The following is a 25,529-nucleotide window of genomic DNA, read 5'->3' on the forward strand; positions in this document are numbered from 1 at the left end:
CGCGGGTCAGCCCCGCTCGGCGTAGTGACAGGCCGCGTAGTGCTCGCCGGCCGCTTCGAGCACGGGCTCGACCTCGGCGCACCGCTCGGTCGCCTTCCAGCAGCGGGTGTGGAAGCGGCAGCCGGGGGGCGGCGCTACCGGGCTGGGCGGGTCCCCGGCCAGCATGATCCGCGATCGGCCGCGGAGCTGCGGCTTCGGCACCGGCGCCGCCGACAGCAGCGCCATCGTGTACGGATGCGCCGGCGCCCCGTACACCTCGGCCGCGGGCCCCACCTCGGCCAGCCGGCCCAGGTACATCACCCCCACCCGGTGCGAGACGTGCCGCACCACGGCCAGGTCGTGGGCGATGAAGACCAGCGCCACGCCGAGCGTCCGCTGCAGCTCCGCGAACAGGTTGACCACCTGCGCCTGCACCGACATGTCCAGCGCGGACACGGGCTCGTCGCAGACGATCACGTCCGGCTCGGTGGCCAGCGCGCGGGCGATGCCGATCCGCTGCCGCTGGCCCCCGGAGAACTCGTGCGGGAACCGGCTCATCCGGTCGGGCGACAGCCCCACCAGCGTGAGCAGCTCGCCGACCCGCTCCCGCATGGCACGGACGTTCGGCGAAAGCCGGTGCACCCGCAACGGCTCCGCCACGATGTCGTGGATGGTCATGCGGGGGTTCAGCGAGGTGAGCGGGTCCTGGAAGACCATCTGGACGCGCCGCCTGATGTCGCGGGGGACGCCGCCGCGGGTGAAGAACGGCCGCCCGCGGAAGGTCACCTCGCCCTCGTCGGGGCGTTCGAGTCCGACGAGCATCCTGGCCAGCGTCGACTTGCCGCAGCCGGACTCGCCGACGATGCCGAGCGTCTCACCGGCCCGCAGCTCCAGGTCCACGCCCGCGACGGCGCGCACCGCGCCGCCCCTGGACAGCATCCCGCCGTGGTAGCTCTTGTGCAGGCCGGTCGCGCGCAGGACGACGTCTCCCGCCGGGGCGGACGCGGGCAGGACCGCGGCCGGGCCGGACGCGGCGGGTTCAGGCGATGGCGCCATGGAGCATCTCCTCCGAGTGGTGGCAGGCGGCCTGCCGGTCCGAACCGGTGACCGGCGCCAGCGGGGGCCGGGTGCTCACGCACACCTCCGTGGCCCGGTCGCAGCGCGGCGCGAACGAGCACCCCGGCGGCACCGACGCGGGGCTCGGCGGCGCGCCGGGGATGGCGCGCAGCTCCGACGCGGGGCTGTCCAGGTCGGGGATGGCCGCGAGCAGCGCGCCGGTGTAGGGGTGGGCGGGACGGTCGTACAGCTCGCCGACCTCGCCGCTCTCCACGATCCGCCCGGCGTACATCACCGCGATCCGGTCGCTGACCTCCGCGGCCACCCCGAGGTCGTGGGTGATCAGCAGGACGGCCGTGCCGAGCTCGCGGCGCAGCCGGTCGATCAGCTCCAGGATCTGGGCCTGCACGGTCACGTCCAGCGCGGTCGTCGGCTCGTCGGCGATGATCAGGTCGGGTTCGAGCGCCACCGCCATGGCCACGAGGATCCGCTGCCGCATCCCGCCGGAGAACTGGTGCGGGTAGTCGCCGATCCGCTTGGCCGCGGCCGGGATGCCGACCAGGTCCAGCATCTCGACCGAGCGGGCCTTCGCCTCCTTGCGCGACATCCCCCTGTGCACCCTGAACAGCTCTCCGACCTGGTCGCCGATGCTGAGCACGGGGTTCAGCGCCGACAACGCGTCCTGGAAGACCAGGGTCATCTCGCTGCCGCGCAGGGCCCGGCGCTCGTCGGCGGACATCGCCAGCAGGTCCCGGCCGCCGAGCCTGGCGACCTGCGAGCGCACCTGGACGTTCGGCTGGTCGAGCAGCCCCATGACGGCCTTGGCGGTCACGGACTTGCCCGAACCCGACTCGCCGAGCAGGGCCAGCGTCTGGCCGCGCTCGATGGTCAGGTCCACGCCGCGCACCGCCGGGATCTCGCGTCCGTGGGCGCTGAACGTGACGTGGAGATCGCGGATTTCCAGGACCGGTGGTTCGCTCACCGCACCCCCTTCTCGAATGTGACGAAACCTGGCGCTGGCTCAGGCTGTCGTGCCGAAAAACAACTTCAATATTGCCTTTAGCGCCTGATCCTGGCAAACTTCCGGCAATCGGACAAGAGGGGATAGCAAGTGCTGGAAGCCGCGAAGAGCTACAAGGGCTACCGTTCCTACGAATACCTGGAGGCGGGGGCCGACTACCGCGCGTTCGACCTGGCGCCCGAGCTCGGCCGGGTTCCGGCGTACCAGGGGCCCGAGCTCACCACCGAGCAGACCGAGCGGGTACGCCGCCTGCTCACCGACAACCTGGTCGTCTCCCTGCACGACCACCCGTCGATCTTCCCCGACGACATCGGCCAGACCGTCGACTACAACCGCACCGCCCGCCACCACACCGGATACGAGGGCCTGGCCCGCTCCGGCATGACCGTCGTCTTCGACAACCTCATGGACGGCACCTGCTGCATCACCAGCCAGGCGGGCTGGAAGTGGAACGACGTGATCGCCGACATCGGCATGCGGCTGTCGGACATCGCGCACCAGGACTTCCTCATCAAGGTCGAGCGCCTGGCCGACGTGCGCGAGGCGCACGCCGGCGGCCGGATCGGGCTCGTGCTCGCCCTGGAAGCCGCCACCATGATCGAGAACGAGGTCGACAGGATCGACATGCTGTACGGCTTCGGCGTACGGCAGATGGGCATCGCCTACAGCGAGGCCAACACCCTGGGCAGCGGCCTGAAGGAGCGCGCCGACGGCGGCCTGACCCTGTTCGGCGAGCGCGCCGTGCGCCGCATGAACAAGCTCGGCATCGCCATCGACGTCTCCCACTCGGGCGACCGGACCTCGCTGGACACGATCCGCCACTCTGACAAGCCGATCCTCATCACCCACGCGGGCGCCAGGTCGGTCTGGCCGACGAACCGGATGAAGCCGGACTCCGTCATCAAGGCCGCGGCCGAGCGCGGCGGCGTCATCGGCCTGGAGGCGGCCCCGCACACGACGCTGTCCCCGGACCACCCGCGGCACAGCCTGGAGTCGGTCATGGACCACTTCACCTACTGCGTGGACCTGGTCGGCATCGACCATGTGGCGTTCGGCCCCGACACCCTGTTCGGCGACCACGTGGGCCTGCACGACACCTTCGCCGAGCACCTGTCGCTCAACGAGGCGCACGCGGGCCAGGCGTACGAGAAGGTCGCGTACGTGGACGGCCTGGAGAACCCGGCCGAGTGCTTCTGGAACATCATCGCCTGGCTGGTCGGCCACGGCTACTCCGACGACGAGATCACCAAGGTCGTCGGCGGCAACGTCATGCGCGTGCTGGAAGAGGTCTGGATCTGATGAGACGTGCCACTCTCCTGGCGGCCGTGCTGGGGGCCCTCACCCTGAGCGCGGCCTGCGCGCCCAGCGTGCCGGGCTCGGCGGGCGGCTCCGGCTCGGACACGGGCTCCGGCTCCCAGGCGCCGGCCGGTACGGACCGGCTGACCATCGGCACGACCGCCGACGTGGTCAACTACAACCCGCTCGTCGGCAACAGCCGTACCGACTCGTGGGTCACGAACCTGATGTACCCGCACCTGACCCAGATGGACGAGGCCGGCAAGCGCGTCCCGTACCTGGCGACCGAATGGTCGTACTCCGAGGACGGCAAGACCGCCACCGCCAAGCTGCGCGACGACATGAAGTGGTCCGACGGCAAGCAGGTGACCGCCGACGACGTGGTGTTCTCGGTGACGTCGGTGCAGAAGGAGAAGTTCGGCGTGGTCGCCGGGCTCATCACCGCCCTGGACAAGGCGGAGGCGGTCTCGCCCACCGAGGTCGCGTTCCACCTCAGCCGCGCCGACGGCACGTTCCTGGACAACGTCGGCTTCTGGCTGCCGATCGTGCCCAAGCACGTGTTCGAGAAGGCGCCGAGCGTGCAGAAGTTCGCCAACGACGCGAACTGGGTGAGCGCCGGGCCGTTCAAGCTGACCAAGGTCGAGCGCGGCCAGCGCTACATCATGGAGCGCGTGGACGGCTTCGGCCCCGGGCAGCCGGCCGTCAAGGAGATCGTGTTCCGGGTCTTCCCCGACGTGAACACCGAGGTCCTCGCCCTGCGCAACGGCGAGATCGACCTGATCGGCAACGTGCTGCCGCCCGCCACCGCGACCGAGCTGAAGAACGACCAGCAGGTCAAGCTGCAGCAGATCCCGTCGCTGGGCTGGGCGCACCTGCAGTACAACACCAAGCGCAAGCCGCTGGACGACGTACGCGTGCGCCAGGCGCTCGCGCACGCCGTGGACTACGAGGCGATCCGCGCGATCGCGCTCAAGGGCTACGCCAAGTCCTCCAACTCCAGCGTGCTGACGCCGTCGCTGCCCGCCTACACCGACCCGGCGTCCAAGGAGTACGCCTTCGACCCGGAGCAGGCCAAGAAGCTGCTGGCCGAGGCCGGGGTCGCCAACCTCAGCGTGGGCATGATCTACGACCAGGCCGACCCGAACATCGCCCGCTGGGCCCCGATGGTCCGCGACTCGGCGAAGAAGGCCGGGATCACGATCAAGCTCCAGGGCCTGGAGCGGAACACGTACCTGGACAAGACCGCCAAGCGCGACTTCGACATCTATGCCGGGTCGTGGGCGGTCATGGACAACCCGCCCGCGAACCTCGGGCTCGCCTTCAAGACCGGCGGGTTCATCAACTACGCCCAGGTCAGCGACCCCAAGCTGGACGACCTGATCGATCAGGCGCAGCGGGCGCTGACCCAGGAGGAGGCCAAGGCGCCGATCCAGGAGGCCGCGCGGATCATCCACGACCAGGTCTACGACAACGTCCTGTACGTGGAGACGTTCAACATCGCGCACTCCGCCAAGTGGACCGGGTTCAAGCCGATGCCGAGTGAGCTGCTGTCCATCCTGAACCCGCTCTCCCTCGCCTCGGCGAAGCCGGCGAGCTGATCGCCATGCGGTTCATCGGCCTCCGGCTGGCCCGCGGCCTGCTCACCCTGTGGTTCGCGGTCACGGTGACGTTCTTCCTGGTCCGCCTGCTGCCCGGCGACCCGGTCCTGGCCGTGGCCGACCCGAACATGACCGAGGAACTGCGCCTGAAGCTGCTGGCCGACTTCGGCCTGGACAAGCCGCTCGCCGCGCAGTACCTCGACTATCTGGGCCAGCTCCTGCAGGGCAACCTGGGGATGTCGTTCAGGCAGTCGATCCCGGTGACGACCGTCCTCATGGAGCGGCTGCCCTGGACGCTGATCCTGACGATCTCGGCCATGGTGGTGACGATCGCGCTGGGCATCCCGCTCGGCGTGCTCGCCGCCACCGGCGCCAAGGGCTGGCTGGACCGCATGATCCAGCTCACCGGCGTCACCGCGCAGTCGCTGTTCGTGCCCAGCGTCGGCATCTTCCTCATGTACGTCCTGGGCGTCTGGCTCGGCTGGTTCCCCATCGGCGGGGCGGTCGACCTCGACGCCACCGGCTTCGGCGCCACCCTCAGCATGCTGCACCACCTGGTGCTGCCGTGCCTGTCGCTGGTCCTCATCCAGCTCGGCGGGTACGTGCTGACGATGCGCACCACGCTCATCGACGCGCTCGGCGAGGACTACGTCTCGCTGGCCAAGGCCAAGGGCGTGCGTCCGGGCAAGGTCGTGTGGAAGCACGCCCTGCGCAACGCGCTGCTGCCGACGACCACGATCGCCGGGCTCCAGCTCGGCACCCTGGTCGGCGGCGCGGTGCTGACCGAGACGATCTACGCCTACCCGGGCATCGGCCGCGCCGTCTACGAGGCGGTCGGCCAGCTCGACTTCCCCGTCCTGCAGGGCGCGTTCGTGCTGCTCGCGGCCGCCGTCGTGGTCGCCAACCTGATCACCGACGTGGCCTACGGAATCCTCGACCCCAGGGTGCGTACCTCATGACCGCGCTCATGCCCGACGCGGCCGTCGAGCCGACCCCCCGGCAGCGGACCTGGTCCGCCTTCCGCCGCAACCCCCTCGGCGTGGCCAGCGCGATCGTCCTGCTCCTGCTGGCCCTGGTCGCCGTCTTCGCGCCGCTGATCGCGCCCTTCCCCGAGGGGTACGGCGCCGACACCTCGCAGCCGCCCTCGGCCGCGCACTGGTTCGGCACCGACGACATCGGCCAGGACGTGTTCGCCCAGGTCGTCTGGGGCACCAGGGTCAGCATGGCGGTCGGCGTCAGCGCCTCCGTGCTGGCCATCGTGATCGGCCTGCTGATCGGCATCAGCGCGGCCTACTTCCGGCGCCTCGACACCCCGCTCGGCGTGCTGGTGGACCTGTCGCTGTCGCTGCCCATGCTGCCGCTGATGATCCTGGTGGCGGCGCTGGCCGGGCCCAGCGTGCGCACGCTGGCCGTGGTGATCGCGCTGTTCAGCTGGCCCGAGGTGGCCCGCGTGGTGCGCTCGCAGGCGCTGTCCATCGTGCCCATGCCGTTCGTGTCGGCGGCCAAGGTCGTCGGCGGCTCGTCGCTGTGGATCGTGCGCACGCACCTGCTGCCCGGCGTCATCCCCGTCGTCGGCGTGTCGGTCGTGCTCACCACCTCCCGCGCCGTGCTGGCCGAGGCGGGCCTGTCGTTCCTCGGCCTGGGCGACCCGAACAGCTGGTCCTGGGGCACGATCCTGCACAAGGCGCAGCAGTCGGGCTCGCTGGCCTCCGCCTGGTGGACCACCCTGTTCCCGTCGCTGGCCATCCTGCTGCTCGTCCTGTCCACGACCCTGCTGTCCGTGGCCTACAACGACGCCCGCAACCACAGGAACGACTCATGACCTTCTCCCAGAGACTGCCCGCCTCCTTCTACTCCGGCGTCCTCGACCGGGTACGCGGTGAGATGTCCGCGGCCGGTCTGTCCGCCCTGATGCTCGACGACCCGCTCGACGTCGCCTACCTCACCGGCTTCCACCACTTCCCGAACGAGCGGCCCGTCGCCTGCTGGCTGCCGATCGACGGCGACCCGGTGCTGCTCGTGCCCGACCTGGAGCGCGAGTACGCCGAGGACCAGCGGGCCCGCGCCGAGATCGTGGCCTATCCGGAGTTCCCCGGGGTCAGGTCGCCGTTCGCGGTGCTCGCCGGGCACGTACGCGTCCCGGACGCCGCCGCGTACGCGCCCTCCACCAGCGTGGCCCGTACGCGGGCCCTGGCCGAGGCGTTCCCCGCCACCCGCTGGAGCGACTCCGAGGCGGTCGGCCGCGTGCGGCTGCGCAAGCAGCCCGAGGAGATCGCGCTGCACGAGGAGGCCGCCCGCATCGCCGACGAGATGATCGCGGCCGGCGTCGAGCTGGTCAGGGCGGCCGTGGAGGCGGGCGGCGAGCTGCCCGCCGAGACCGAGCTGGCCGCCCACGTCATCGCCCACGGCTCCCGCCTCATGTACGCCAGGCACGAGGACGTCGTCGTCGTGCCCATGCTCACCGGCGGCCTCGTCTACGGCGGCCCCAACTCGGCCCAGCCGCACCGGCTGCCCGGCGGCGACCGGCTGCGGGCGGGGGAGACGTTCATGCTCTCGCTCGGCTGCGCGGTCGGCGGCAGGTTCGTGGAGAGCGAGCGCACGTTCGTCATCGGCGAGCCCACGACCCGGCAGGCCTGCTACTACGAGACCGTCCGCGAGGCACAGGAGATCGGCACCGAGGCCCTGGTCGCGGGCGTCTCCTGCGAGGAGGCCAACCGCCGCTGCCTGGAGGTGATCGAGGAGGCCGGGCTCGGCGAGCACATCCGCCACCGGCAGGGGCACGGCATCGGGCTCGGCTTCCACGAGCCGCCGTGGCTGTCCGACGGCGACGCCACCGAGCTGGCCCCCGGCATGATCCTGTCCAGCGAGCCCGGCGTGTACGTGCCGGGCCACGCCGGATACCGCATCTCCGACACCGTCCTCGTCACCGGGTCCGGGCCGCGCAGGCTCACGGCGTACCCGCGCGAGCTCACCGACGTGATCATCTGAAAGGCAACACGTTGTTCGTCGACATCAATGGCAACCAGCTCAACGTCGAGGTGCTCGGAGAGGGCGAGCGGACGATCATCGCCCATCACGGCGCCCCCGGGCTCGGCTCGCTCGCCGAGCCCAAGGCCAGCTTCGGCCGGCTGGCGGACGCGTACCGGGTGGTCGTCTTCGACGCCAGGGGCTCGGGCGCGAGCGGCGAGAACGGCCCCTGCACCCACGAGCAGTGGGTCGACGACGTCGAGGGCCTGCGCCGCTGGCTCGGCGCCGAGCAGGTGGTGATCGCCGGCGGCTCGTACGGCGGCTTCATCGCCATGGAGTACGCCGCCCGCCACCCCGACCGGGTGAGCGCGGTCGTGCTGCGCGACACCTCGGCCGACAACGCCAACCAGGAGCTGGCCACCCGCAACGCCGCCGCCTCCTCCCGGGTCGCGATCGACCAGGCCAAGCTGGACCGGATCATGTCCGGCACCGTGCGCGACGACGAGGACCTGCGCGACTGCTGGCGGGAGATCCTGCCCCTCTACGACCACGACTACGACCCGGCCAAGGTCGAGCAGCGGGCCGCCGCCACGCCGTACCACTACCGGACGCACAACTACGCGTTCGCCGTGAACCAGCCGAACTACGACATCAAGCACCTGCTCCCCGGCATCACCGCGCCGGCCCTCGTGACCGTCGGCCGCCACGACTGGATCACGCCCGTCGAGTGCAGCGAGACCATCGCCCGGCTCATCCCCGGCGCGGAGCTGCGGGTGTTCGAGCGGTCGGGGCACTCGCCGCAGGTCGAGGAGGCCGAGCTGTGGGAGGCGACCGTCCGCGAATTCCTGGACAGGGCCCGCGACCGGGTTTGAGAACGGCGCTGAACACGCGATGATGCCCCCGATGGAAGATCTCGACGAACTAGACCGGAAGATCCTGGCCGCGCTGCAGCTGAACGGCCGGGCGAGCTGGACCGACATCGCCCAGCTGCTGGGCATCTCCACCACGACGGTGGCGCGGCGGGCCCAGCACCTGTTCGGCGCCGGGCTGGCGCGGGTGGCGGTGCTGCCGCACCTGGAGCACGACGGGCCGGTGCACGTCTTCATCGTGCGGCTGACCTGCGCGCCGGGCAGCCAGCTCAAGGTCGCGGGGCTGCTGGCGGCCAACCCCGACATCCGTTACGTCACGATCGTCACCGGTGGCTACGACATCGTGTTCGAGCTGGTCGCGCCCAAGCACCGCGACCTCTACTCGATGCTCGTCGAGTTCGTGCACACCATTCCCGGGGCGCAGCAGAGCAACGCCGACCTGGTGCTGCACACGTACAAGCGGAGCTACGACTGGAGCGTGCCCGTGGTGGGGGAGCAGGCGGCGCCGTTCGCGCTGACCCCCCGGGCGCACACGTGCGAGCGCGGGCACCTCGACGACGTCGACCGCCTCGTCCTCGCCGCCGTCCGGGAGGACGGTCGGGCCAGCTCCCAGTCGGTCGGCCGCCGCCTGGGCATCAGCGAGAGCACGGCCCGGCGGCGGCTGGAGGCCATGCTGGAGCGCGGCTGCGCGACGGTGGCCACGTTCATCCCGGCCGCCGCGCTCGGTTATGAGGCGGAGATCCTGCTCTGGCTGTCGGTCGAGCCGAGCATGCAGGACCGCGTGGCCGAGCGGCTGTCGGACGAGCGCGGCGTGCGCATGATCGCCTCCCTGCTGGGGCAGGCGTCGCTCATCTGCGAGGTGATCGTGCCGACCACGGCCGACCTGCACCACTTCACCTCGCGCACCCTGGCCTCGGTGCCGGGCATCCAGTCGTGGACGGCCGGGGTGCAGGTGCTGACCGTCAAGCGCGGCTTCCTCATGGTGCCCTGGGCGGAGGACCGCATCGCGGCGGCCCTGGCCCCCTCATAGGGGCCGGTCGTGTCCGGGCTGAGCGGCGGCGCGGGCCTGTGGTGTCCGGGCTGAGCGGCGGCGCGGGCCTGTGGTGTCCAGGCTGAACGGCGGCGCCGGCCCCTGGAATAATTCGCTCGCCCTCATAGGGACAGGCCCGTCGTGTCCAGGACGAACGAGCGCCTGGCCAGGCCGAGCCGGCGGCCCTCACCGTCGGACGCCTCCGGCAGGATCTCGACCGGCAGCGTGAAGCCGCGGTTCCTGGAGGCCAGGCGGGGCCACTCATGCACGTACTCGACCGAGGCCCCGCCCTGCCGGCGCAACTGCGTGATCAGCGCCTGCTCGGCCGCGTCGCCCCAGATGTCGGGGGTCCCGGCGAAGAGCGTCGCGTTGTCCTTGGCGGCCGCCTCGTAGACCGCGCGCAGGACGGGGCCCGCGCGGCCGATACGCCTGGTGGCCGGCGCCTCCGTGGCCGGGCCCGCCGACACCATGTTGGCCGGGGCCCTGATGTGCCAGCGGTAGACGATCGCCATCCCGCGCTCAGAGTTGATCACATCCTTGATGCGCGCCGGCCGGCTCCCTCCGGGGGCCTGCGGGTCGGGCACCGTCCAGACAGGCGGATCGGCGGGCCCGTCCCACGGCGTCTCACCGATGTCGCGGATCCGCAGCCGCGCCATGTGCCACATCGCGCGGCGGAAGCCGTCCACGGTACGGGTGGCCATCTGGAGGCGGTAGAACCAGTGCCAGCCGCGGAACATGTCGTACTCCTCGACCGTGCCCAGGTCCCGCCTTCCGCCGCCCTCCTTCGGGACGGTGGGCCGCGAGGAGTACTTGCGCTGGCTCGGATTGAACAGGTCCGCACCGTTCTTCCCCCAGGGGGTGGCGGCGTCGACGCCGAACCGGCCGAGCGCCTGGACGAACGCGACCCGGTCGGCGGACTTCAGGAACGACACGAAACCCCACAACTCGCCCCCTTCCACAGGGCTCGCTGGGGCGGGGGCGCTCGTCAGGCCGGCCGTCCAATGACACGGGCCCAGCGAGATGAACGCGCGGTCGTAGGCGTTCAGGCCGTCGAAGTAGCCCACCGCCTCGACCTCACTCACCGCCCGCACCACCTTGTACGTGCTGAGCGCGGCGGGCTCGCCCGAGTCGAGCAACTCCTGCAGCGTGGGACCTTGCGCGCGCGGGGCGGCAGCGCCGGCCGCAACTCCGCTCCACGCAGAGGCGCTGCCTGCGGAGCCGCTTCGCGCGGAGGTGCCTCGCGCAGAGGCGCTGCCTGCAGGGTGGCTGTCTGCGGAGTCGCTTCGCGCAGGGGCGCCGGCCTCGGAGGCGCCTTGAGCGGAGGTATCTCGCGCAGAGCGGTCCCGCGCGGAGGCGTTCGTCGCGGAGACAGGCAGCAGGTGCTCGGGCAGCATCTCCCCCTCAGGACGCCAGGTGTGCCCGAGCTCCGGCCAGGAGCGCGGGCCGGAATAGTCGCCGAGCACGCGGTAGTCACCGGTCACGTCCAGCTCCGGATGCGCGGGCGCGACGGGTGGGCGGGCCGGGCGCGGCCAGGTCCGCGTCAGATCGCGGACGTAGAAACGCGGAGCGGTCGAGACGACCTCGGCGTGTCCCCAGACGTTGTCCGCCCTGCGCGCAGGCAGGCCATCGGAGGCCGGGATCAGGTGAATGCGATCCGGCTGCCCCTCACGCATCTCCCACGCTTCCACCACGACCGGACACCGTCGCCGCTTCTGCTTCCACCGGCGCAACACGAACCGGGTCCACGCGTTGACGACACCAGTGATCGGCTCCGCATAACGCTCGTAGAAGCGCGCGGGCACCGGGACGAGACGGTCCGACCATCGGATCAACTCCACCGGGGCACCCTTGGCATGCGCGGCGGCGGTCGTCCCCTCCACACCGCGCACAACCCTCAGCCCACCAGCGCTGCCCGCCACGCCGGGCCCGCGGGTGGCGATGATCTCCAGCACCTCGTCGTCGATGCGCACCCGGAACGGCGGGTCCGCAGGAAACGCGGTGCCGGGCCCGACCTTCGCGATGCCGCCGCCCACCGTCAGCGCCTCGGAGAGGATCCCGGCAGCGGGCTCTCGCTCGGCGGCGGAGTCGGGCAGCGAGCTGTACCGCTGGAACTCCATGACCGTCAGCCACGTGGCCGTGGTGAAGGTCGTCGCGTCCTGCGGGGCGAGCAGGAAGCCCATCTCACGCAGGTCCCGGTGCAGGTCACGGACATGCGTGGCGTCGCCGAGCGCCGGGCGTTCCTGACCGCCGTACCGCGCGGGCCGCCCGGGAGCCGGGTCCTGATCGCCCGGCTGCAGGTCGAATTCGCCGTACAGGCCGGACGTGGGCCGGAGGAGCGTCGCGAGCAGCCAGGCGAACACCTGGTCGAGATCTTCCAGCATGAGCCGCCACCTGCCGTGAGAGGGAGAGCGATGACCCATCGACGGTAAGCCCGCCCGCCCGCTCCCGCCCCAGGGACGGCACTAGGGAAAACTCTGGTCGTACCACAGCACGAGGACCACCCCCAGCTCGCACGGCAGCCCATAGACCGATCGCCGACAGCTCACCGACGGATCTCCACAACCCCGGCCCGCCACTTGATCTCACAGCCCGGCCCGCCACTTGATCTCACAGCCCCGACCCACCGACCGATCGCCACATCCCGCCCACCGACCGACCACGACAGCCCCGGCTCGCCGCACCCTCCGCCCCGCCACTATCCCTTTGTCGGCGCGCTCGCCCCTCAAAGGAGCCGGACAAAACACTTCCATCCAACGAGCCGCGACCACCTCAGCCCTCACCTAGCGCCTCCACCTTCGCCTACCGCCCCCGCCTTCCGCCGCCACCCCCTCTCCCTCTCCCTCTCCCTCTCCCTCTCCCTCTCCCTCTCCGAGAGCAATACCGAGGGTTGGCGGCGTGACATCAGCGGGTGTAGCGATGTTTGGCACCAGGCGGAAAGTACTCAGGATCACCTGCCTCACGCAGCCGGACGAACGGCACCTGCTGCGGCACAGGCACATAGTTGGCGAACTCGCTGTTCAGCCGCAGAAGCTGGGCCAGGATCGAGGCCCCCACGCCCTGGGCGATCTCGTCGGACGGCTTCTCGCCGGGCGCCAGCTCCACCGTGACCGTGAGGTGCCGGTCGCGAGCCGCGTCCTCCACCACCTCCATGACGAACTTCCCCGTCACCGAACCGCTCACCTCCGGCTGCTCCAGTCCGACCGCGATGTTCTCCGGATAGACGTTCGCGCCGTAGTAGGACACGGTGAAGTGGCTGCGACCGAAGACGTAGACGAACGGCCGCTCCGCACCCGCGGCCGTGCCCAGCCCCTCCGCCTCAGGCTCGAACCCATGTCGCCCGACGAACTCCAGCAGCCGCTCGTACGGGATCACCCCACCCTCGTCGGCGATGTGATAGCGGATCAGCGGGATGCCGTTGTCACCCGAGAAGAGCAGCGTGCCCTCATGCTCCTCGAAGAAGCGCACATCAGGGTCGTACTGGACGAGCGTCGGCAACCTTGACTCGCCGAACAGCTCACGGGCCGTATCCGGGCGAGCAGCCAGGAACCGGCGGATCCCGACCGACAACGCGGTCTCGTTGCCCAGGACGCCCGCGTCGGCGGTGCCGTACAGGGAGGCTATGCCGCGCACCGGGTCGGCGATCCCCGCCCGTTCGGCGACCAGGCTGCGCCACTCCTCGCTGAATACTTCGCCCGCCGTGACCAGCTTGACGTCCCAGTCGGACCAGGGGAGGTCCTCGGTGTCGATCACGTTCTTCAGGAACGGCGGATATCCCAGAAGCACCACCTGATCGAAGTGCGGCGCCAGCTCGGGGAGAACACGGGCGATCTCCCGCCGGTCGGTCCCGGGGGCGACCACGGTGATCGGATAGCCACGCGCGGCCAGCAGACGGCAGCAGTTGACGGTGAACAGACCGCCCACCCAGGTGCCGAGGGCGAAACAGACCACGGCCAGGGTACGGCGCTCGCGAGCGGCGAAGGAGTCACGGAACACCTCCTCGAAGCGCGCGGCGATCACCTCCTCGTCGGACACGGAACGCGGCCAGAAGCTCGGCACGCCGGTCGAGCCCGAGGAGACCGCGATCATGTCCCCGATCACGCCGTCCCTGCACAGATCGGGCAGAGTATGACGGCGAACGTAGTTGTCCTTGGTCGTCAAAGGCAGCCGCTCGAAATCCCGAATCGTCACGACTTCAGCGGGATCGATGCGATTCTCCGCCAGAAACGTCCGATAAGCGGGCACCGTCGCCGCCACCTGCCGAAAGAGCTCAACCGGGTCCATCAGCCGAATGTACGGCGGACGTCGGCTGAGCGAAACCACGCAACCGTGTAACCCGACCCCCCGCCCTACGCTCCCGGGGCAGCGCGCTCACAGGGGAGTAGGGGACATGCACGTTACGGCCCGCACTCTCGGGGTGTGCTCACAGGCAGGGCATGCGTCCGCTACGGCCTGCGCTCTGGGGAGTGTGCTCACGAGCAGGGGATCCGCATACTACGACCTGCGCTTCCGAGCGCGTGTTTACGAACAGGGCATCCGCCCGCTACAGCCTCCCTTGGGGGCGCGACACGCCACGGCCTGCGCTCTCGGAGCGTGCTCACCGGCAGGCGATGCGCACGCTACAGCCTGCGCACGCGGGCATGCACTCGCCCGCCATGGCGCGCCCACGTACGACCTGCACTTAGGCGCCCCGGACGCCTCAAGCCCGCGACGCCTCACGCCCGGAGCGCCTTACCGCCGGGACGCCTCAAGCCCGGGACGCCTCAAGCCCGGGACGCCTCAAGCCCGGGACGCCTCACGCCCGGGACGCCTTATGCTCGCGGCTTGCCCGCACCCGCTGCGAAATCCGGACGCTCACGGCCCTGCGGGCACACTGGCGGGACCCTCGTTCACTCGCCCGGACGCACCAGGCCGGTCTCGTAGGCGAAGACGATCGCCTGGGCCCGGTCGCGCAGCCCCAGCTTCATCAGCATCCGCCCCACATGCGTCTTGACCGTCTGCTCCGCCACGAACAGCTTGCTCGCGATCTCCTGGTTGGACAGCGCCTGGGCCACCAGCGTGAGCACCTCTGTCTCCCGCTCGGTCAGCTCGCCCAGCCGCCGCCCCGACGCCGGCCGCGGCCCTCCGAGCCTGGCGAACTCGTGGATCAGCCTCTTGGTGATCGCCGGGGCGATGAGCGCGTCCCCGGCCGCGACCACCCGCACCGCCTCGGCGAGCTGCGCGGCGGAGGCGTCCTTCAGCAGGAACCCGCTGGCCCCGGCCCGCAACGCCTCGTAGACGTAGTCGTCGAGGTCGAACGTGGTCAGGATGAGCACCTTCGGCGACGACGGTCGCGACAACAGCTCCCTGGTGGCCTCCAGCCCGTTCATGACCGGCATCCGCACGTCCATCAGCACCACGTCGGGGCTCAGCGCCGCGGCCCGCTCCACGGCCTCCCGCCCGTTCGCCGCCTCACCCACGACCTCGATGTCCTGCTGCGCGCTCAGGAACACGGTGAACCCCGTGCGGACCATGCCCTGGTCATCGGCGATCAGAACCCGGATCAACCGCTCTCCCCTTCCCCCATCGCACGCACCCTCTCACCGCACACGTGCCGACCGTCCATGTGCCGACTGCAAGTGTCCCGGCCATTCGCCCGCTGGCCGTTCGCCAACTGCACGCATCCCGGTCGTTCGTGTCCCGGCCGCTCGCGCCGACTGCACGTGAGCTGGCCGTTCGTACGCGGACTGCACCTGCCTTGGCCGTTCGCCGACCGTACGCGTGCCGGCCGTGTCCCGGCCGTGTCCCGGCCGTTCGCGCCGACCGCACATGCGCTGGCGGTCGCGTCCCGGCCGCACGCGTGCCAGCGGTTCGTGACCACGTTCCTCCTCATGTGGCCGCCTGCGCCTCTTGGAGCGGTAGCGTCGCGCGCACCTCGAAGCCTCCGCCGGGTTGCGGCCCGGCTTCGATCGTGCCACCGAGCAGCGCGGCGCGTTCATGCATGCCCACCAGCCCCTGCCCGGCCCCGGGCGTCGCGCCTGGTGCCGTGCCAGGCCCGTTGGCCACGCGCAGCCGCAGCTCGCGCCGCTCTCGTCCGCCGCTCGCCCCAGTGCCCGGCCCGACGCCTAACCCGGGGTCCGACGCGACGTCCGGTCTGAGGTCCGGCCCGGCATTTAGCTCTGTGCCCAGCCCTGTGCCCAGCCCTGTGCCCAGCCCTGTGCCCGGCTCCGCATCCAATTCTGTGCCCAATTCCGTGCCGGGCCCCATGTCCGTTCCCGGGTCCGTTCCCGGGGCCGGGCCGGTGGCCAGCCGGATGTCCACCGCGACGGTTGCTCCCGGTGCGTGGCGCATCGCGTTGCTCAGCGACTCCTGGACGATTCGGTATGCGGACAACCCCACCGCAGGCGGCAACGTGTCGAGCGGGCCGGACCGTTTGACCAGCACCGCCAGACCGGCGGCGCGGGCGTTCTCGACCAGTTCGTCCACCCGGTCGAGCCCGGGCTGTGGCGCCGTGTCGGTCCGGCCCTCCTGATCCCGCAGGACGCCGAGCACCTGGCGCAGGTCCGTGATCGCCTCCAGCGAGAGGCTCCGGATCTCCGCCAGCCCCGCTTCGAGCTGTGCCGGATCGCCCGCCGCCTTCAGCGGCACCGCCTCGGCCTGGATCGCGATCACCGACATGTGGTGCGCCACCACGTCGTGCAGCTCGCGGGCGATGCGGGCCCGCTCCTCCAGTACGGCCTGGGCGCTCTCGGCCAGCCGGGAACGGCGCTCCTCCGCCACGAGCCGGGTGGTGGCGGAGCGCCTGACGCGTACGTTGTAGCCGAACAGCACCGCGACCGACACCACGACGGTGACGAGTGGCATCGAGTTGGGGTGGATGATCCAGCCGGCGAGGACCGTGATGATCCAGACGGCCAGCGTGATCCGCCTGTCGCAGCGGACGGCGACGGAGTAGAGGACCAGCAGGTACATCGCGATCGCCGAGAAGACGTAGGGCGGCTCGTTGGGGCCGATCGTGACGGTGGTCCAGACGATGACGGGCACCAGGACGGCGGCGACCCGCCAGGCGGCCAGCGGCCAGCGGTCGCGCAGGGCCACGGGCAGCGAGACCGCCAGAGCCATGAGGTAGACGAAGCCCTCCCAGATCGGCGAGGGGCCGCCTGCGTGGTGTGCGGCGTCGGCGTTCCATTCGGCCGCCATGGACAGTGTGGTCCCGTAGAGGATCAAGGCCAGCACGAAGTCCAGCACCTGGACCAGGTTGAACATCCCGAGCGGCACGATTCTCTCGGCCCAGCGCGGCCCCTTGAACGCCAGGTGCCGAGAGGATGGCGGAGGCTCGGCATCGCCCTGGAACAGCGCCATCCCGAACGGCTGCGCCACCGTCCACGCGACGCGACGCGCCATTCCGGACCACCCACCGCTGAGGCCTCCGCCGTCCACGCCCGATCTCTTGTCCGCGGCATTCCCGGCATCCATGCGCGGCCGTTCGTCGGCGGCACCTCCGCCGTCCGTGCGCGGCCGCTCGTCCGAGGGACTCCCGGTGTCCATGCGCGGCCGCTCGTCCGAGGGACTCCCGGTGTCCATGCGCGGCCGTTCGTCGGCGGCACCTCCGCCGTCCGTGCGCGGCCGCTTGCCAGCAGCGCCCCCGTCGCTCGCGCCTGGCTGCTTGCTCGCGCCGCCTCCGCCGCTCACGTACGGCCGCCTGCCCGTGGCGGCCCTGCCGTCTGCGTCTGGTGGCTTGCGTGCGGATTGTTGGTTGTCCGTGCCCGGCTGTTTGCCTGTGGCGATCTTGCTGTCCACGCCGGCTGCTCGTCGGAGGGGCGCCAGTCGTACACGCTTGGCTGCTTGTTGGCGACGGTTCTGCTGGACACCACGTGATTGCGGGGCTGCGCGTGCGAGGCGCGACCGGGCTTGGGCGGGTGCGGGCCGGGGGTGGGCTCGGCCGGTCCTTGGGGAGCCGCTTCCGGGGGCTTCGGGGCGGAGTGGTGGCGGATCGCCTGGGCGAGGCCGTGGGCGCGACGGGTGCCGGGCTCGGGGGCACGCTGGGCGGGGATCACCTGGTCAACCTTACGTTCAAGGCATCCGCCCGGCATCACACCAGGGTTTGATCCGCCCTCACCCGCAGGTATGGCTTACATGATTACGATCGCCGTGAGCGAACATCGGCAATGAAGGGAACAGCGCAAGGCTCCGATGAGTTGAGCCGGTATAACTCAACCCTTTGGAGTTCGCATGAGTGAGAGCTTGATCCTCCCGGTCCTGCCGCTGGACGACGAGGTCGTCCTGCCGGGCATGGTGGTTCCGCTGGACCTGTCCGACTCCGAGGTGCGCGCCGCCATAGACGCGGCCCGTGCATCCGGTGGTAACAAGCCACAGGTCCTCCTCGTTCCCCGGATCGACGGCCGATACGGCGCCGTCGGCGTGCAGGCAGTGGTGGAGCAGGTCGGGAGGCTGCCGGGCGGCGAGCCCGCGGCGGTGGTGCGCGGCGTCAACCGCGTCCGCGTGGGCACCGGCACGACCGGGCCGGGCGCCGCACTGTGGGTCGAGGCCGAGACGATCGACACGGTCGCCGTCGGCGAGCGCGCCCAGGACTTGGCCAAGGAGTACAAGGCCCTGGCCACCACGATTCTGCAGAAGCGCGGCGCCTGGCAGGTGGTCGACCAGGTCAACACGATCGACGACCCCTCGGTGCTGGCCGACAGCTCCGGCTACACCCCTTGGCTGACCACGGCGCAGAAGGTCGAGCTGCTCGAAGCGGCCGACCCCGCCGAGCGGCTGGCCAGGCTGATCGAGTGGTCCCGTGACCACCTCGCCGAGCTCGACGTGGCCGAGACGATCCGCAAGGACGTCCAGGAGGGCATGGAGAAGCAGCAGCGCGAGTTCCTGCTGCGCCAGCAGCTCGCCGCCGTGCGCAAGGAGCTCAAGGAGCTCAACGGCGACTCCGCCGAGACGGAGGAGGAGGACTACCGCGCCCGCGTCGAGGCCGCCGACCTGCCGGAGAAGGTGCGCGAGGCCGCGCTCAAGGAGGTCGACAAGCTGGAGCGGACCTCCGACCAGTCCCCGGAGACCGGCTGGATCCGCACCTGGCTCGACACCGTCCTCGACATCCCGTGGAACGACCGTACCGAGGACAACTACGACATCGTCGGTGCCAGGACCGTGCTCGACACCGACCACACCGGCCTGTCCGACGTGAAGGACCGCATCATCGAGCACCTGGCCGTGCGCAAGCGCCGTCAGGACAAGGGGCTCGGGGTGGTGGGCGGCCGCCGCAGCGGCGCCGTGCTGGCCCTGGCCGGCCCTCCCGGAGTGGGCAAGACATCCCTGGGCGAGTCCGTGGCCCGCGCGATGGGGCGCAAGTTCGTCCGCGTGGCGCTCGGCGGCGTGCGGGACGAGGCGGAGATCCGCGGTCACCGGCGCACCTACGTCGGCGCGCTGCCCGGCCGCATCGTCCGCGCCGTCCGCGAGGCCGGCTCGATGAACCCGGTCGTTCTCCTCGACGAGGTCGACAAGGTCGGCGCCGACTACCGCGGCGACCCGACGGCCGCGCTGCTGGAGGTGCTCGACCCGGCACAGAACCACACGTTCCGCGACCACTACCTCGAGGTGGAGCTGGACCTGTCCGACGTGCTCTTCCTGGCCACGGCGAACGTCCTGGAGGCCATCCCCGGGCCGCTGCTCGACCGGATGGAGGTCGTCACGCTCGACGGCTACACCGAGGACGAGAAGGTCGCCATCGCCCGCGACCACCTGCTGCCCAGGCAGCTGGAGCTGGCCGGGCTGACCGCCGACGAGGTCAAGGTCGAGGACGAGGCGCTGCGCAAGCTGGCCGCCGAGTACACCCGCGAGGCCGGAGTCCGCTCCCTGGAGCGCTCGGTCGCCAGGATCCTGCGCAAGGTGGCGGCCGGTACGACGGACGGCGACGAGCTGCGCGTCACGGTCGGCGAGGGTGACCTGGTGGGCTACATCGGCCGGCCGAGGTTCGTGCCCGAGTCGTCGCTGCCCGAGGCCACCCAGCGCACCTCGGTGCCGGGCGTGGCGACGGGCCTGGCGGTGACCGGTGCGGGCGGTGATGTCCTCTACGTCGAGGCGTCGCTGGCCGACCCGGAGACCGGCGAGACCGGGCTCACGCTGACCGGCCAGCTCGGCGACGTGATGAAGGAGTCGGCCAGGATCGCGCTGTCCTACCTGCGTTCGCACGGCGCGGAGCTGGAGCTGCCGGTCACCGCGCTGAAGGACCGCTCGGTCCACGTCCACTTCCCCGCGGGCGCCGTGCCCAAGGACGGCCCCTCGGCCGGTGTGACGCTGACGACCGCGCTGGCCTCGCTCCTGTCGGGACGCGTCGTCCGCAGCGACGTGGCCATGACCGGTGAGATCTCCCTGACCGGGCGGGTCCTGCCGATCGGCGGCGTCAAGCAGAAGCTGCTGGCGGCGCACCGGGCGGGCATCACGACCGTGCTCATCCCGGCCCGCAATGAGCCGGACCTGGACGACGTGCCCGAGGAGGTCCGCGCGGAGCTGACCATCCACGCGGTCAGCGACGTGCGCGAGGTGCTGGACATCGCGCTCGCCCCGGCTCAGGTCGCCTCCTCGGTGGCGGCCTGACCCACCCCGCGCCCCGCCGCACCCGGCCTCCCGGGTACGGCGGGGCGCATCCTCATGCGCGCCTTGCCGGGCGGGTGGCTGGTGTACGCATGGGTGCCTGCCGGGTGGATGGCCGGTGTCCTCGTGCGTGTCTGTTCGGAGATCGGCTGGTGTCCCGGGTGTGAGTGCTTGTCCGGGAACGTCCTCCGCGTGTGTCTGTCCGGAGGTGGCCGCGCCTTCGAGGGTCAGTCCGTGTCCTCGTGGGTGAGCAGCGTTTCCAGCTCCGTCAGCAGCCCCAGCACCCGCTCCGCCCGCGCGTCGTCGCGCACCGCAGCCCGTACGGCCTCCTCCACCGGCAGGTTCGCGCGCCGGAGCACCGCCTGCACCGCCACGTCGGTGACCCGTACCTGGGTACGCCGCCCGTCGGCCGGGTCCTGCGCGGTCTCCAGCAGCCCGCGCTCCCGCATCCGCGCCACCGACGCCGACACGTGGCTCTGCACGAACCCCGTACGCGCCTGGATCTCCCCGACCGCGCTGCCCGGATGGCGCAGTACGTCCTCGAACACCGCCTCCTCGCCCGGCGTCAGCGCAGGCCCTTTGGTCGGCCCGGCCGCCGACTTGGACAACTCGATCAAGTGCCGGCCCATGCGCCGGAGTCGTGCCACGTTCACGGCTGACATCATATCGCTAGAGATGTATCGTCAGCGATATGACTGATCTGACGGGTGTGTCGAACACGGCGGTAGGCGCGGCTTGGGTGCGGGCGCGCGAGAGTGAGCGGCCCGACCGGCTGTTCGAGGACGCATACGCGGGAGCCTTCGTCGCCGCCGCCGACTACGCCAGCGCGTCGGGGGAGCTGTTCGCCGACCACCTGGCGTTCCGCACGAGGTTCTTCGACGGCTACCTGACCGGCTCGGGCTGCCGCCAGGTCGTGCTGCTGGCCGCCGGGCTCGACAGCCGGGCCTACCGGCTGGACTGGGCGCCGGGGGTGCGGCTGTTCGAGATCGACCTGCCCGAGCTGCTGACGTTCAAGGACGCGGTGCTGGCGGAGATGGGGGCGCGGCCGGCGTGCGAGCGCGTCGCCGTGCCCGCTGACCTGCGCGAGGACTGGCCGGGCGCGCTGCGCGCGGCCGGGTTCGATCCGGCCGAGCCGGTCGCGTGGCTGGCCGAAGGGCTGCTCATCTACCTCGACGCGGAGGAGTCGGCCCGGCTGCTGACCCGCGTCGGCGAGCTGTCGGCGCGCGGGAGCAGCCTGGCGTTCGAGCACGACGCGGAGGCCGCGGCCAGGCTGATGGAGCGGGTGCGGGCCATGCCGAAGCTGCGGCGGGTCGCGGAGCTGTGGCGGGGCGGGCTCGGCGAGGACGCCGCCGCCTGGCTGGAGGAGCGCGGCTGGCGCACCCGTACGGTCGGACGCGCCGCGCTGGCGGCCGAGTACGGCAGGCCCTCGACCGGCAAGGGCGGCTTCCTCGTGGCGGAGCGTGACTGAGGTCACGAGGGCTGAGCGTGGCCCAGGTCATGGGTGGCGGAGCATGACCCGGGTCACGGCAGCAGAGCGTGACTCAGATCACGAAACAGACGGGGAATAGGGGGATATAGGGACGTCGTTAGCAACGGCGTGAACGAGGCATACGCGAACGACCCCGGCGCCCACCGCGACGCTGCGTGTCGTCGCGCGCGTATGAGGCGAACGGCCGCCTGTCGCAGCCCGCGTATGGGGCGAATGCCCATCCGCTAGAGCACACCGCCCGCCCGTTCTCCCCGAAGGTCGTCATGATCGCACCTGTTTTCATGCTGCGCAGGCTGAGCCACCTGCCGTTCCACCCGGGCACGCGCTGACGCTGCCCCGCTTCTACCGGTGATGTACGTTTCCGCGGCCCCGTAGGCGGCCGCTCTCAGTCGTGGGGATATTTCGTGATCCAGGCTTCCGGCCTGCGCAAGCTGTACGGCGACACCGTCGCGCTCGACGGGGTCGACCTGCACGTGCGCGAAGGCGAGATCTACGGCGTGCTCGGTCAGAGCGGCGCCGGCAAGAGCACGCTCCTGCGCTGCGTCAACCTGCTCGAACGCCCCACCGCGGGCACCGTGACCGTCGCGGGACAGGACCTGACCGCGCTGCGCAGCGGCGAGCTGAACCGCGCGAGGCAGCGCATCGGCATGATCCACCAGCACTTCGCGCTGCTCTCCTCGCGCACGGTCGCGGGCAACGTGGCCTTCCCGCTCGAAGTGATGGGCGTGGGGAAGGCCGAGCGCGAGCGCAGGGTCGCCGAGCTCCTCGAACTCGTCGGGCTCGAAGGCCGCGGGACGGACCGGCCGCACCAGCTCTCCGGGGGCCAGAAGCAGCGGGTCGGCATCGCGCGGGCGCTGGCGGGCAACCCGTCCGTGCTGCTGTCGGACGAGGCCACCTCCGCGCTCGACCCGGCCACCACGCAGTCCATCCTGGCGCTGCTCAAGCGGCTCAACACCGAGCTCGGCCTGACGATCCTGCTCATCACCCACGAGATGAACGTCGTCAAGAGCGTCTGCGACTCCGTCGCCATCATGACGCGGGGGCGGATCGAGGAGTCCGGCGCCATCGCCGACCTCATCAGGACGCCCGGGTCGCGCTTGACCAGGGAGATCTTCCCGCTGCCCGAGCCCGCGCCGGCCGGGTCGGTGACGGTGACGTTCACCGGCGATCCGCGGCAGGCGGTGGTGTCGGAGCTGGTCAGGAAGTTCGACGTGGACCTGAGCATCCTGGGCGGCTCGATCGAGGACCTGGCCGGCGGCTCGGTGGGCCGCCTGCGCGTGGTCCTCGAAGGCGCCGACAGCGCCGCCGCCCTGGCCTACCTGCGCGAGTCGGGACTGATCGTGGAAATGGTGGGCGCGTGATGCGGACAAGCGCAGTGACCGCAAGCGCAGTGACCGCAAACGCCGTGACCACAACCGGAGTGACGGGGGAGGAGGGCTCGTGACCTGGGAAGAGATGCTGCCGCTGCTCTGGCCGGCGACGCTGGAGACGGCGCAGATGGTCGGATGGTCCGCGCTGTTCACCGCGCTGCTCGGCCTGCCGCTCGGCGTCGCGCTCGTGGTGTTCGACCGGGACGGGCTGCGGCCGGTCCCGGCGCTGAAGTCGGCGCTCGGGTTCGTGGTCAACATCGGGCGGTCGCTGCCGTTCATCGTGCTGATGATCGCGATCATCCCGTTCACCAGGGTCGTCGTCGGCACCACGATCGGGACCGCCGCGTTCGTGGTGCCGCTCACCGTCGGCGCGGTGCCGTTCTTCGCGCGGCTGGTCGAGACGGCGCTCAGGGAGGTCGGCGCCGACGTGGTGCAGGCGGCCCAGGCCATGGGCGCGAGCCGGACCACCATCGTGCGCAAGGTCCTGCTGCCCGAGGCGCTGCCCGGCCTGGTGGCGGGCCTGACCGTGACCGTCGTCGCGCTCATCGGCTACTCCGCCATGGCCGGCACGCTCGGCGGCGGCGGCCTGGGCGACCTGGCCGTCCGGTACGGCTACCAGCGGTTCGAGACGCTGCTGATGATCGTGACCGTCGTGCTGCTCGTCGTGATCGTGCAACTCCTGCAGAGCCTGGGCGACTGGGTCGCCCGGCGCCTATCGCATAAGTAAGGAAAAATCATGAAATTTCATCGCCTAGTGGGTGCTGTCGCGCTGGCTCTGTCGCTCGCCGCATGCGGTACGTCGCAGTCCGCGACCAGCGCGGGCACGAAGAGCGCCGAGTCGGCCGACACGGTGCTGAAGGTCGGCGCCAGCCCGGTGCCGCACGCCGAGATCCTGAACTTCGTCAAGGAGAACCTGGCCCCGGCCGCCGGCCTGAAGCTCGAGGTCGTGGAGTTCACCGACTACGTGCAGCCGAACGTGCAGCTCGACGAGGGCCAGCTCGCCGCGAACTTCTTCCAGCACAAGCCGTACCTCGATGACTTCAACGCCTCCAAGGGCACCAAGCTGACCTTCGTCACGCCGGTCCACCTGGAGCCGCTCGGCCTGTACTCCAAGAAGATCACCGCGGCGTCCGCGCTGGCCGACGGCGCCACCGTGGCCGTGCCCAACGACGCCACGAACCTGGGCCGCGCGCTCAAGCTGCTCGCCGACAACGGCATCGTCAAGCTCAAGGACGGCGCCGGCACCGCGGCCACCGAGCGCGACGTCGTGGAGAACCCGAAGAACCTGCAGTTCAAGCCGCTGGAGGCGGCGCAGCTCCCGCGCTCGCTGGAGGACGTGGACGCCGCGGTCATCAACGGCAACTACGCGATCGAGGCCGGGCTCAAGCCCGCGTCGGAGGCGCTGGTGCTGGAGAAGACCGAGGGCAACCCGTACGTCAACGGCCTCGTCGTGCAGACCGGCCACGAGAAGGACGCGAACATCGTCACTCTCGGCAAGCTCCTCCAGGACCAGAAGGTCAAGGACTTCATCAAGCAGAAGTACGCGGGCTCCGTCATCCCCGCCGAGTGATCGGGAAAACCGCCTTATCCAAGGTTTTATGACGTTCAGCGAATTGTAAGCGGGGCGCAATCCGGCGGGCGTACGAAGGCGGCGTCACCAAAACCTCTCCCGAGGAGGCCCCGGAATGCACTTCGCCGCACGTGTCATTCTCGGCGTCACCGCCGCCACAATGGTGGCGGTGGCCGCCCCGGTCGCCGCAGACGCGACGGCCACGCCCGCAACATCCGCCACGACCTCCCACAAGACCTTCTGGGGGCCTTACCACTCCAGCGATCACAAGGCCGCGGCCAGCGGTTCCGTGACCGTCGACCAGAAGCGGTCGAAACACTGGACCTGGAAATGGGCCCTGGTCAAGAAGTGGGTCTGCAAGAAGGACCGCAAGGGCGACAGGCACTGCAAGTGGGTCGTCAAGAAGGTCAAGAAGTGGACGTGGGAATGGCGCACCGACCACTTCCACACCGTGCACAGCACCCTCACCAACGACAAATGGTGGGGCAAGCGGAAGTGCGCCTGGGAGACGTTCAAGGTCGTGAACAAGGACGGCTCCGCCTTCTTCAAGAGTTTCGCCAACTGCTCGAAGCGCCCGAAGGACTTCTCGTTGTCCGGTAAGAACGCCGCCCACATCTACGTGGACGTGAGCAGGGGCGACCGCCATCGTCCGACCGGCTACCACTCCGGCTGGAAGGACGTGTACGTCGCGGCCGCCTGATCCGCG

At 70.7% G+C, this 25,529-nt stretch carries 20 protein-coding genes; 13 read left to right on the plus strand and 7 right to left on the minus strand.

All coding sequences use genetic code 11. The features are described 5' to 3' along the window. Positions 1-6: 6 nt before the first annotated feature. Complete coding sequence (locus ABEA43_RS14565) at positions 7-1,035, minus strand: ABC transporter ATP-binding protein (RefSeq protein ID WP_345562006.1); 1,029 nt, start codon at positions 1,033-1,035, stop codon at positions 7-9. Continuing rightward, positions 1,019-2,017 (minus strand): ABC transporter ATP-binding protein, encoded by a 999-nt coding sequence (locus tag ABEA43_RS14570; protein ID WP_345562008.1) that lies wholly within the window; start codon positions 2,015-2,017, stop codon positions 1,019-1,021. Before ABEA43_RS14570 ends, ABEA43_RS14565 begins: the two co-directional genes overlap by 17 nt. Before the next feature lie 129 nt (positions 2,018-2,146). Between ABEA43_RS14570 and ABEA43_RS14575 the strand changes: the two genes are divergently transcribed. Genes ABEA43_RS14575 through ABEA43_RS14605 form a run of 7 tightly spaced genes read left to right on the plus strand, consistent with a single transcriptional unit; the run spans position 2,147 to position 9,816 of the window. Next, on the plus strand, positions 2,147-3,355 hold the full coding sequence (locus ABEA43_RS14575) for a dipeptidase (RefSeq protein WP_345562010.1): 1,209 nt from the start codon (positions 2,147-2,149) through the stop codon (positions 3,353-3,355). Continuing rightward, positions 3,355-4,950 (plus strand): ABC transporter substrate-binding protein, encoded by a 1,596-nt coding sequence (locus ABEA43_RS14580; RefSeq protein WP_345562012.1) that lies wholly within the window; start codon positions 3,355-3,357, stop codon positions 4,948-4,950. The genes ABEA43_RS14575 and ABEA43_RS14580 overlap by 1 nt, the downstream gene beginning before the upstream one ends. Positions 4,951-4,955: 5 nt before the next feature. Beyond that, entirely contained in the window at positions 4,956-5,909 is a 954-nt protein-coding gene (locus ABEA43_RS14585) for an ABC transporter permease (protein ID WP_345562013.1), read from the plus strand. Continuing rightward, positions 5,906-6,772: an ABC transporter permease gene (locus tag ABEA43_RS14590; RefSeq protein WP_345562014.1), complete on the plus strand. Its 867-nt coding sequence runs from the start codon at positions 5,906-5,908 to the stop codon at positions 6,770-6,772. The genes ABEA43_RS14585 and ABEA43_RS14590 overlap by 4 nt, the downstream gene beginning before the upstream one ends. Then, complete coding sequence (locus ABEA43_RS14595; RefSeq protein ID WP_345562016.1) at positions 6,769-7,938, plus strand: M24 family metallopeptidase; 1,170 nt, start codon at positions 6,769-6,771, stop codon at positions 7,936-7,938. Before ABEA43_RS14590 ends, ABEA43_RS14595 begins: the two co-directional genes overlap by 4 nt. Positions 7,939-7,949: 11 nt before the next feature. Then, positions 7,950-8,789, plus strand: coding sequence for an alpha/beta fold hydrolase (locus ABEA43_RS14600; RefSeq protein ID WP_345562018.1), 840 nt, complete (start codon positions 7,950-7,952; stop codon positions 8,787-8,789). Between the two features lie 31 nt (positions 8,790-8,820). Beyond that, positions 8,821-9,816 carry an Lrp/AsnC family transcriptional regulator gene (locus ABEA43_RS14605; protein ID WP_345562020.1) on the plus strand — a complete coding sequence of 332 codons (996 nt, stop codon included), beginning with the start codon at positions 8,821-8,823 and terminating at the stop codon, positions 9,814-9,816. A 122-nt stretch (positions 9,817-9,938) separates the two neighbouring features. Here the strand turns inward: ABEA43_RS14605 and ABEA43_RS14610 are convergent, their stop codons facing one another. The 4 genes from ABEA43_RS14610 to ABEA43_RS14625 form a co-directional block, all read right to left on the minus strand. After that, entirely contained in the window at positions 9,939-12,197 is a 2,259-nt protein-coding gene (locus ABEA43_RS14610) for a hypothetical protein (RefSeq protein ID WP_345562021.1), read from the minus strand. A 520-nt stretch (positions 12,198-12,717) separates the two neighbouring features. After that, positions 12,718-14,004, minus strand: coding sequence for a phenylacetate--CoA ligase family protein (locus tag ABEA43_RS14615; RefSeq protein WP_345562022.1), 1,287 nt, complete (start codon positions 14,002-14,004; stop codon positions 12,718-12,720). Between the two features lie 698 nt (positions 14,005-14,702). Beyond that, positions 14,703-15,359 carry a response regulator gene (locus ABEA43_RS14620; protein WP_345562024.1) on the minus strand — a complete coding sequence of 219 codons (657 nt, stop codon included), beginning with the start codon at positions 15,357-15,359 and terminating at the stop codon, positions 14,703-14,705. 322 nt (positions 15,360-15,681) lie between these two features. After that, entirely contained in the window at positions 15,682-17,592 is a 1,911-nt protein-coding gene (locus tag ABEA43_RS14625) for a sensor histidine kinase (protein ID WP_345562026.1), read from the minus strand. Between the two features lie 432 nt (positions 17,593-18,024). Between ABEA43_RS14625 and lon the strand changes: the two genes are divergently transcribed. Then, positions 18,025-20,397 carry an endopeptidase La gene (lon, locus tag ABEA43_RS14630; RefSeq protein ID WP_345562027.1) on the plus strand — a complete coding sequence of 791 codons (2,373 nt, stop codon included), beginning with the start codon at positions 18,025-18,027 and terminating at the stop codon, positions 20,395-20,397. 224 nt (positions 20,398-20,621) lie between these two features. Here lon and ABEA43_RS14635 read toward each other — a convergent pair whose 3' ends face one another. Continuing rightward, the gene (locus ABEA43_RS14635) at positions 20,622-21,047 is read right to left on the minus strand and encodes a MarR family winged helix-turn-helix transcriptional regulator (RefSeq protein ID WP_345562028.1); all 426 of its coding nucleotides are present in this window, start codon (positions 21,045-21,047) and stop codon (positions 20,622-20,624) included. A 38-nt stretch (positions 21,048-21,085) separates the two neighbouring features. Here ABEA43_RS14635 and ABEA43_RS14640 point away from each other — a divergent pair, with 38 nt between their 5' ends. From ABEA43_RS14640 to ABEA43_RS14660, 5 genes are all read left to right on the plus strand, one after another. After that, a complete protein-coding gene (locus ABEA43_RS14640) occupies positions 21,086-21,862 on the plus strand; it encodes an SAM-dependent methyltransferase (protein WP_345562030.1) in 777 nt (258 codons plus the stop codon). Between the two features lie 425 nt (positions 21,863-22,287). Then, complete coding sequence (locus ABEA43_RS14645) at positions 22,288-23,244, plus strand: methionine ABC transporter ATP-binding protein (RefSeq protein ID WP_345562032.1); 957 nt, start codon at positions 22,288-22,290, stop codon at positions 23,242-23,244. Between the two features lie 79 nt (positions 23,245-23,323). Continuing rightward, positions 23,324-23,980, plus strand: a complete 657-nt coding sequence (locus ABEA43_RS14650) for a methionine ABC transporter permease (RefSeq protein WP_345562034.1) — start codon at positions 23,324-23,326, stop codon at positions 23,978-23,980. Positions 23,981-23,989: 9 nt separating this feature from the next. Beyond that, entirely contained in the window at positions 23,990-24,823 is an 834-nt protein-coding gene (locus ABEA43_RS14655) for a MetQ/NlpA family ABC transporter substrate-binding protein (RefSeq protein WP_345562036.1), read from the plus strand. A gap of 115 nt (positions 24,824-24,938) precedes the next feature. Further along, positions 24,939-25,523 (plus strand): hypothetical protein, encoded by a 585-nt coding sequence (locus tag ABEA43_RS14660; protein WP_345562038.1) that lies wholly within the window; start codon positions 24,939-24,941, stop codon positions 25,521-25,523. The last annotated feature ends 6 nt before the right edge of the window (positions 25,524-25,529 follow it).

It is taken from the genome of Nonomuraea rosea, from assembly GCF_039539705.1.
Classification (GTDB): Bacteria; Actinomycetota; Actinomycetes; order Streptosporangiales; family Streptosporangiaceae; genus Nonomuraea; species Nonomuraea rosea.

Bases quoted from the DNA above. Each gene is read 5' to 3' on its own strand.
- ABEA43_RS14565 (WP_345562006.1), bottom strand. From the start codon at position 1,035: ATGGCGCCATCGCCTGAACCCGCCGCGTCCGGCCCGGCCGCGGTCCTG.
- ABEA43_RS14580 (WP_345562012.1), top strand. From the start codon at position 3,355: ATGAGACGTGCCACTCTCCTGGCGGCCGTGCTGGGGGCCCTCACCCTG.
- ABEA43_RS14585 (WP_345562013.1), top strand. From the start codon at position 4,956: ATGCGGTTCATCGGCCTCCGGCTGGCCCGCGGCCTGCTCACCCTGTGG.
- ABEA43_RS14590 (WP_345562014.1), top strand. From the start codon at position 5,906: ATGACCGCGCTCATGCCCGACGCGGCCGTCGAGCCGACCCCCCGGCAG.
- ABEA43_RS14595 (WP_345562016.1), top strand. From the start codon at position 6,769: ATGACCTTCTCCCAGAGACTGCCCGCCTCCTTCTACTCCGGCGTCCTC.
- ABEA43_RS14605 (WP_345562020.1), top strand. From the start codon at position 8,821: ATGGAAGATCTCGACGAACTAGACCGGAAGATCCTGGCCGCGCTGCAG.
- ABEA43_RS14610 (WP_345562021.1), bottom strand. From the start codon at position 12,197: ATGCTGGAAGATCTCGACCAGGTGTTCGCCTGGCTGCTCGCGACGCTC.
- lon (WP_345562027.1), top strand. From the start codon at position 18,025: ATGAGTGAGAGCTTGATCCTCCCGGTCCTGCCGCTGGACGACGAGGTC.
- ABEA43_RS14640 (WP_345562030.1), top strand. From the start codon at position 21,086: ATGACTGATCTGACGGGTGTGTCGAACACGGCGGTAGGCGCGGCTTGG.
- ABEA43_RS14655 (WP_345562036.1), top strand. From the start codon at position 23,990: ATGAAATTTCATCGCCTAGTGGGTGCTGTCGCGCTGGCTCTGTCGCTC.
- ABEA43_RS14660 (WP_345562038.1), top strand. From the start codon at position 24,939: ATGCACTTCGCCGCACGTGTCATTCTCGGCGTCACCGCCGCCACAATG.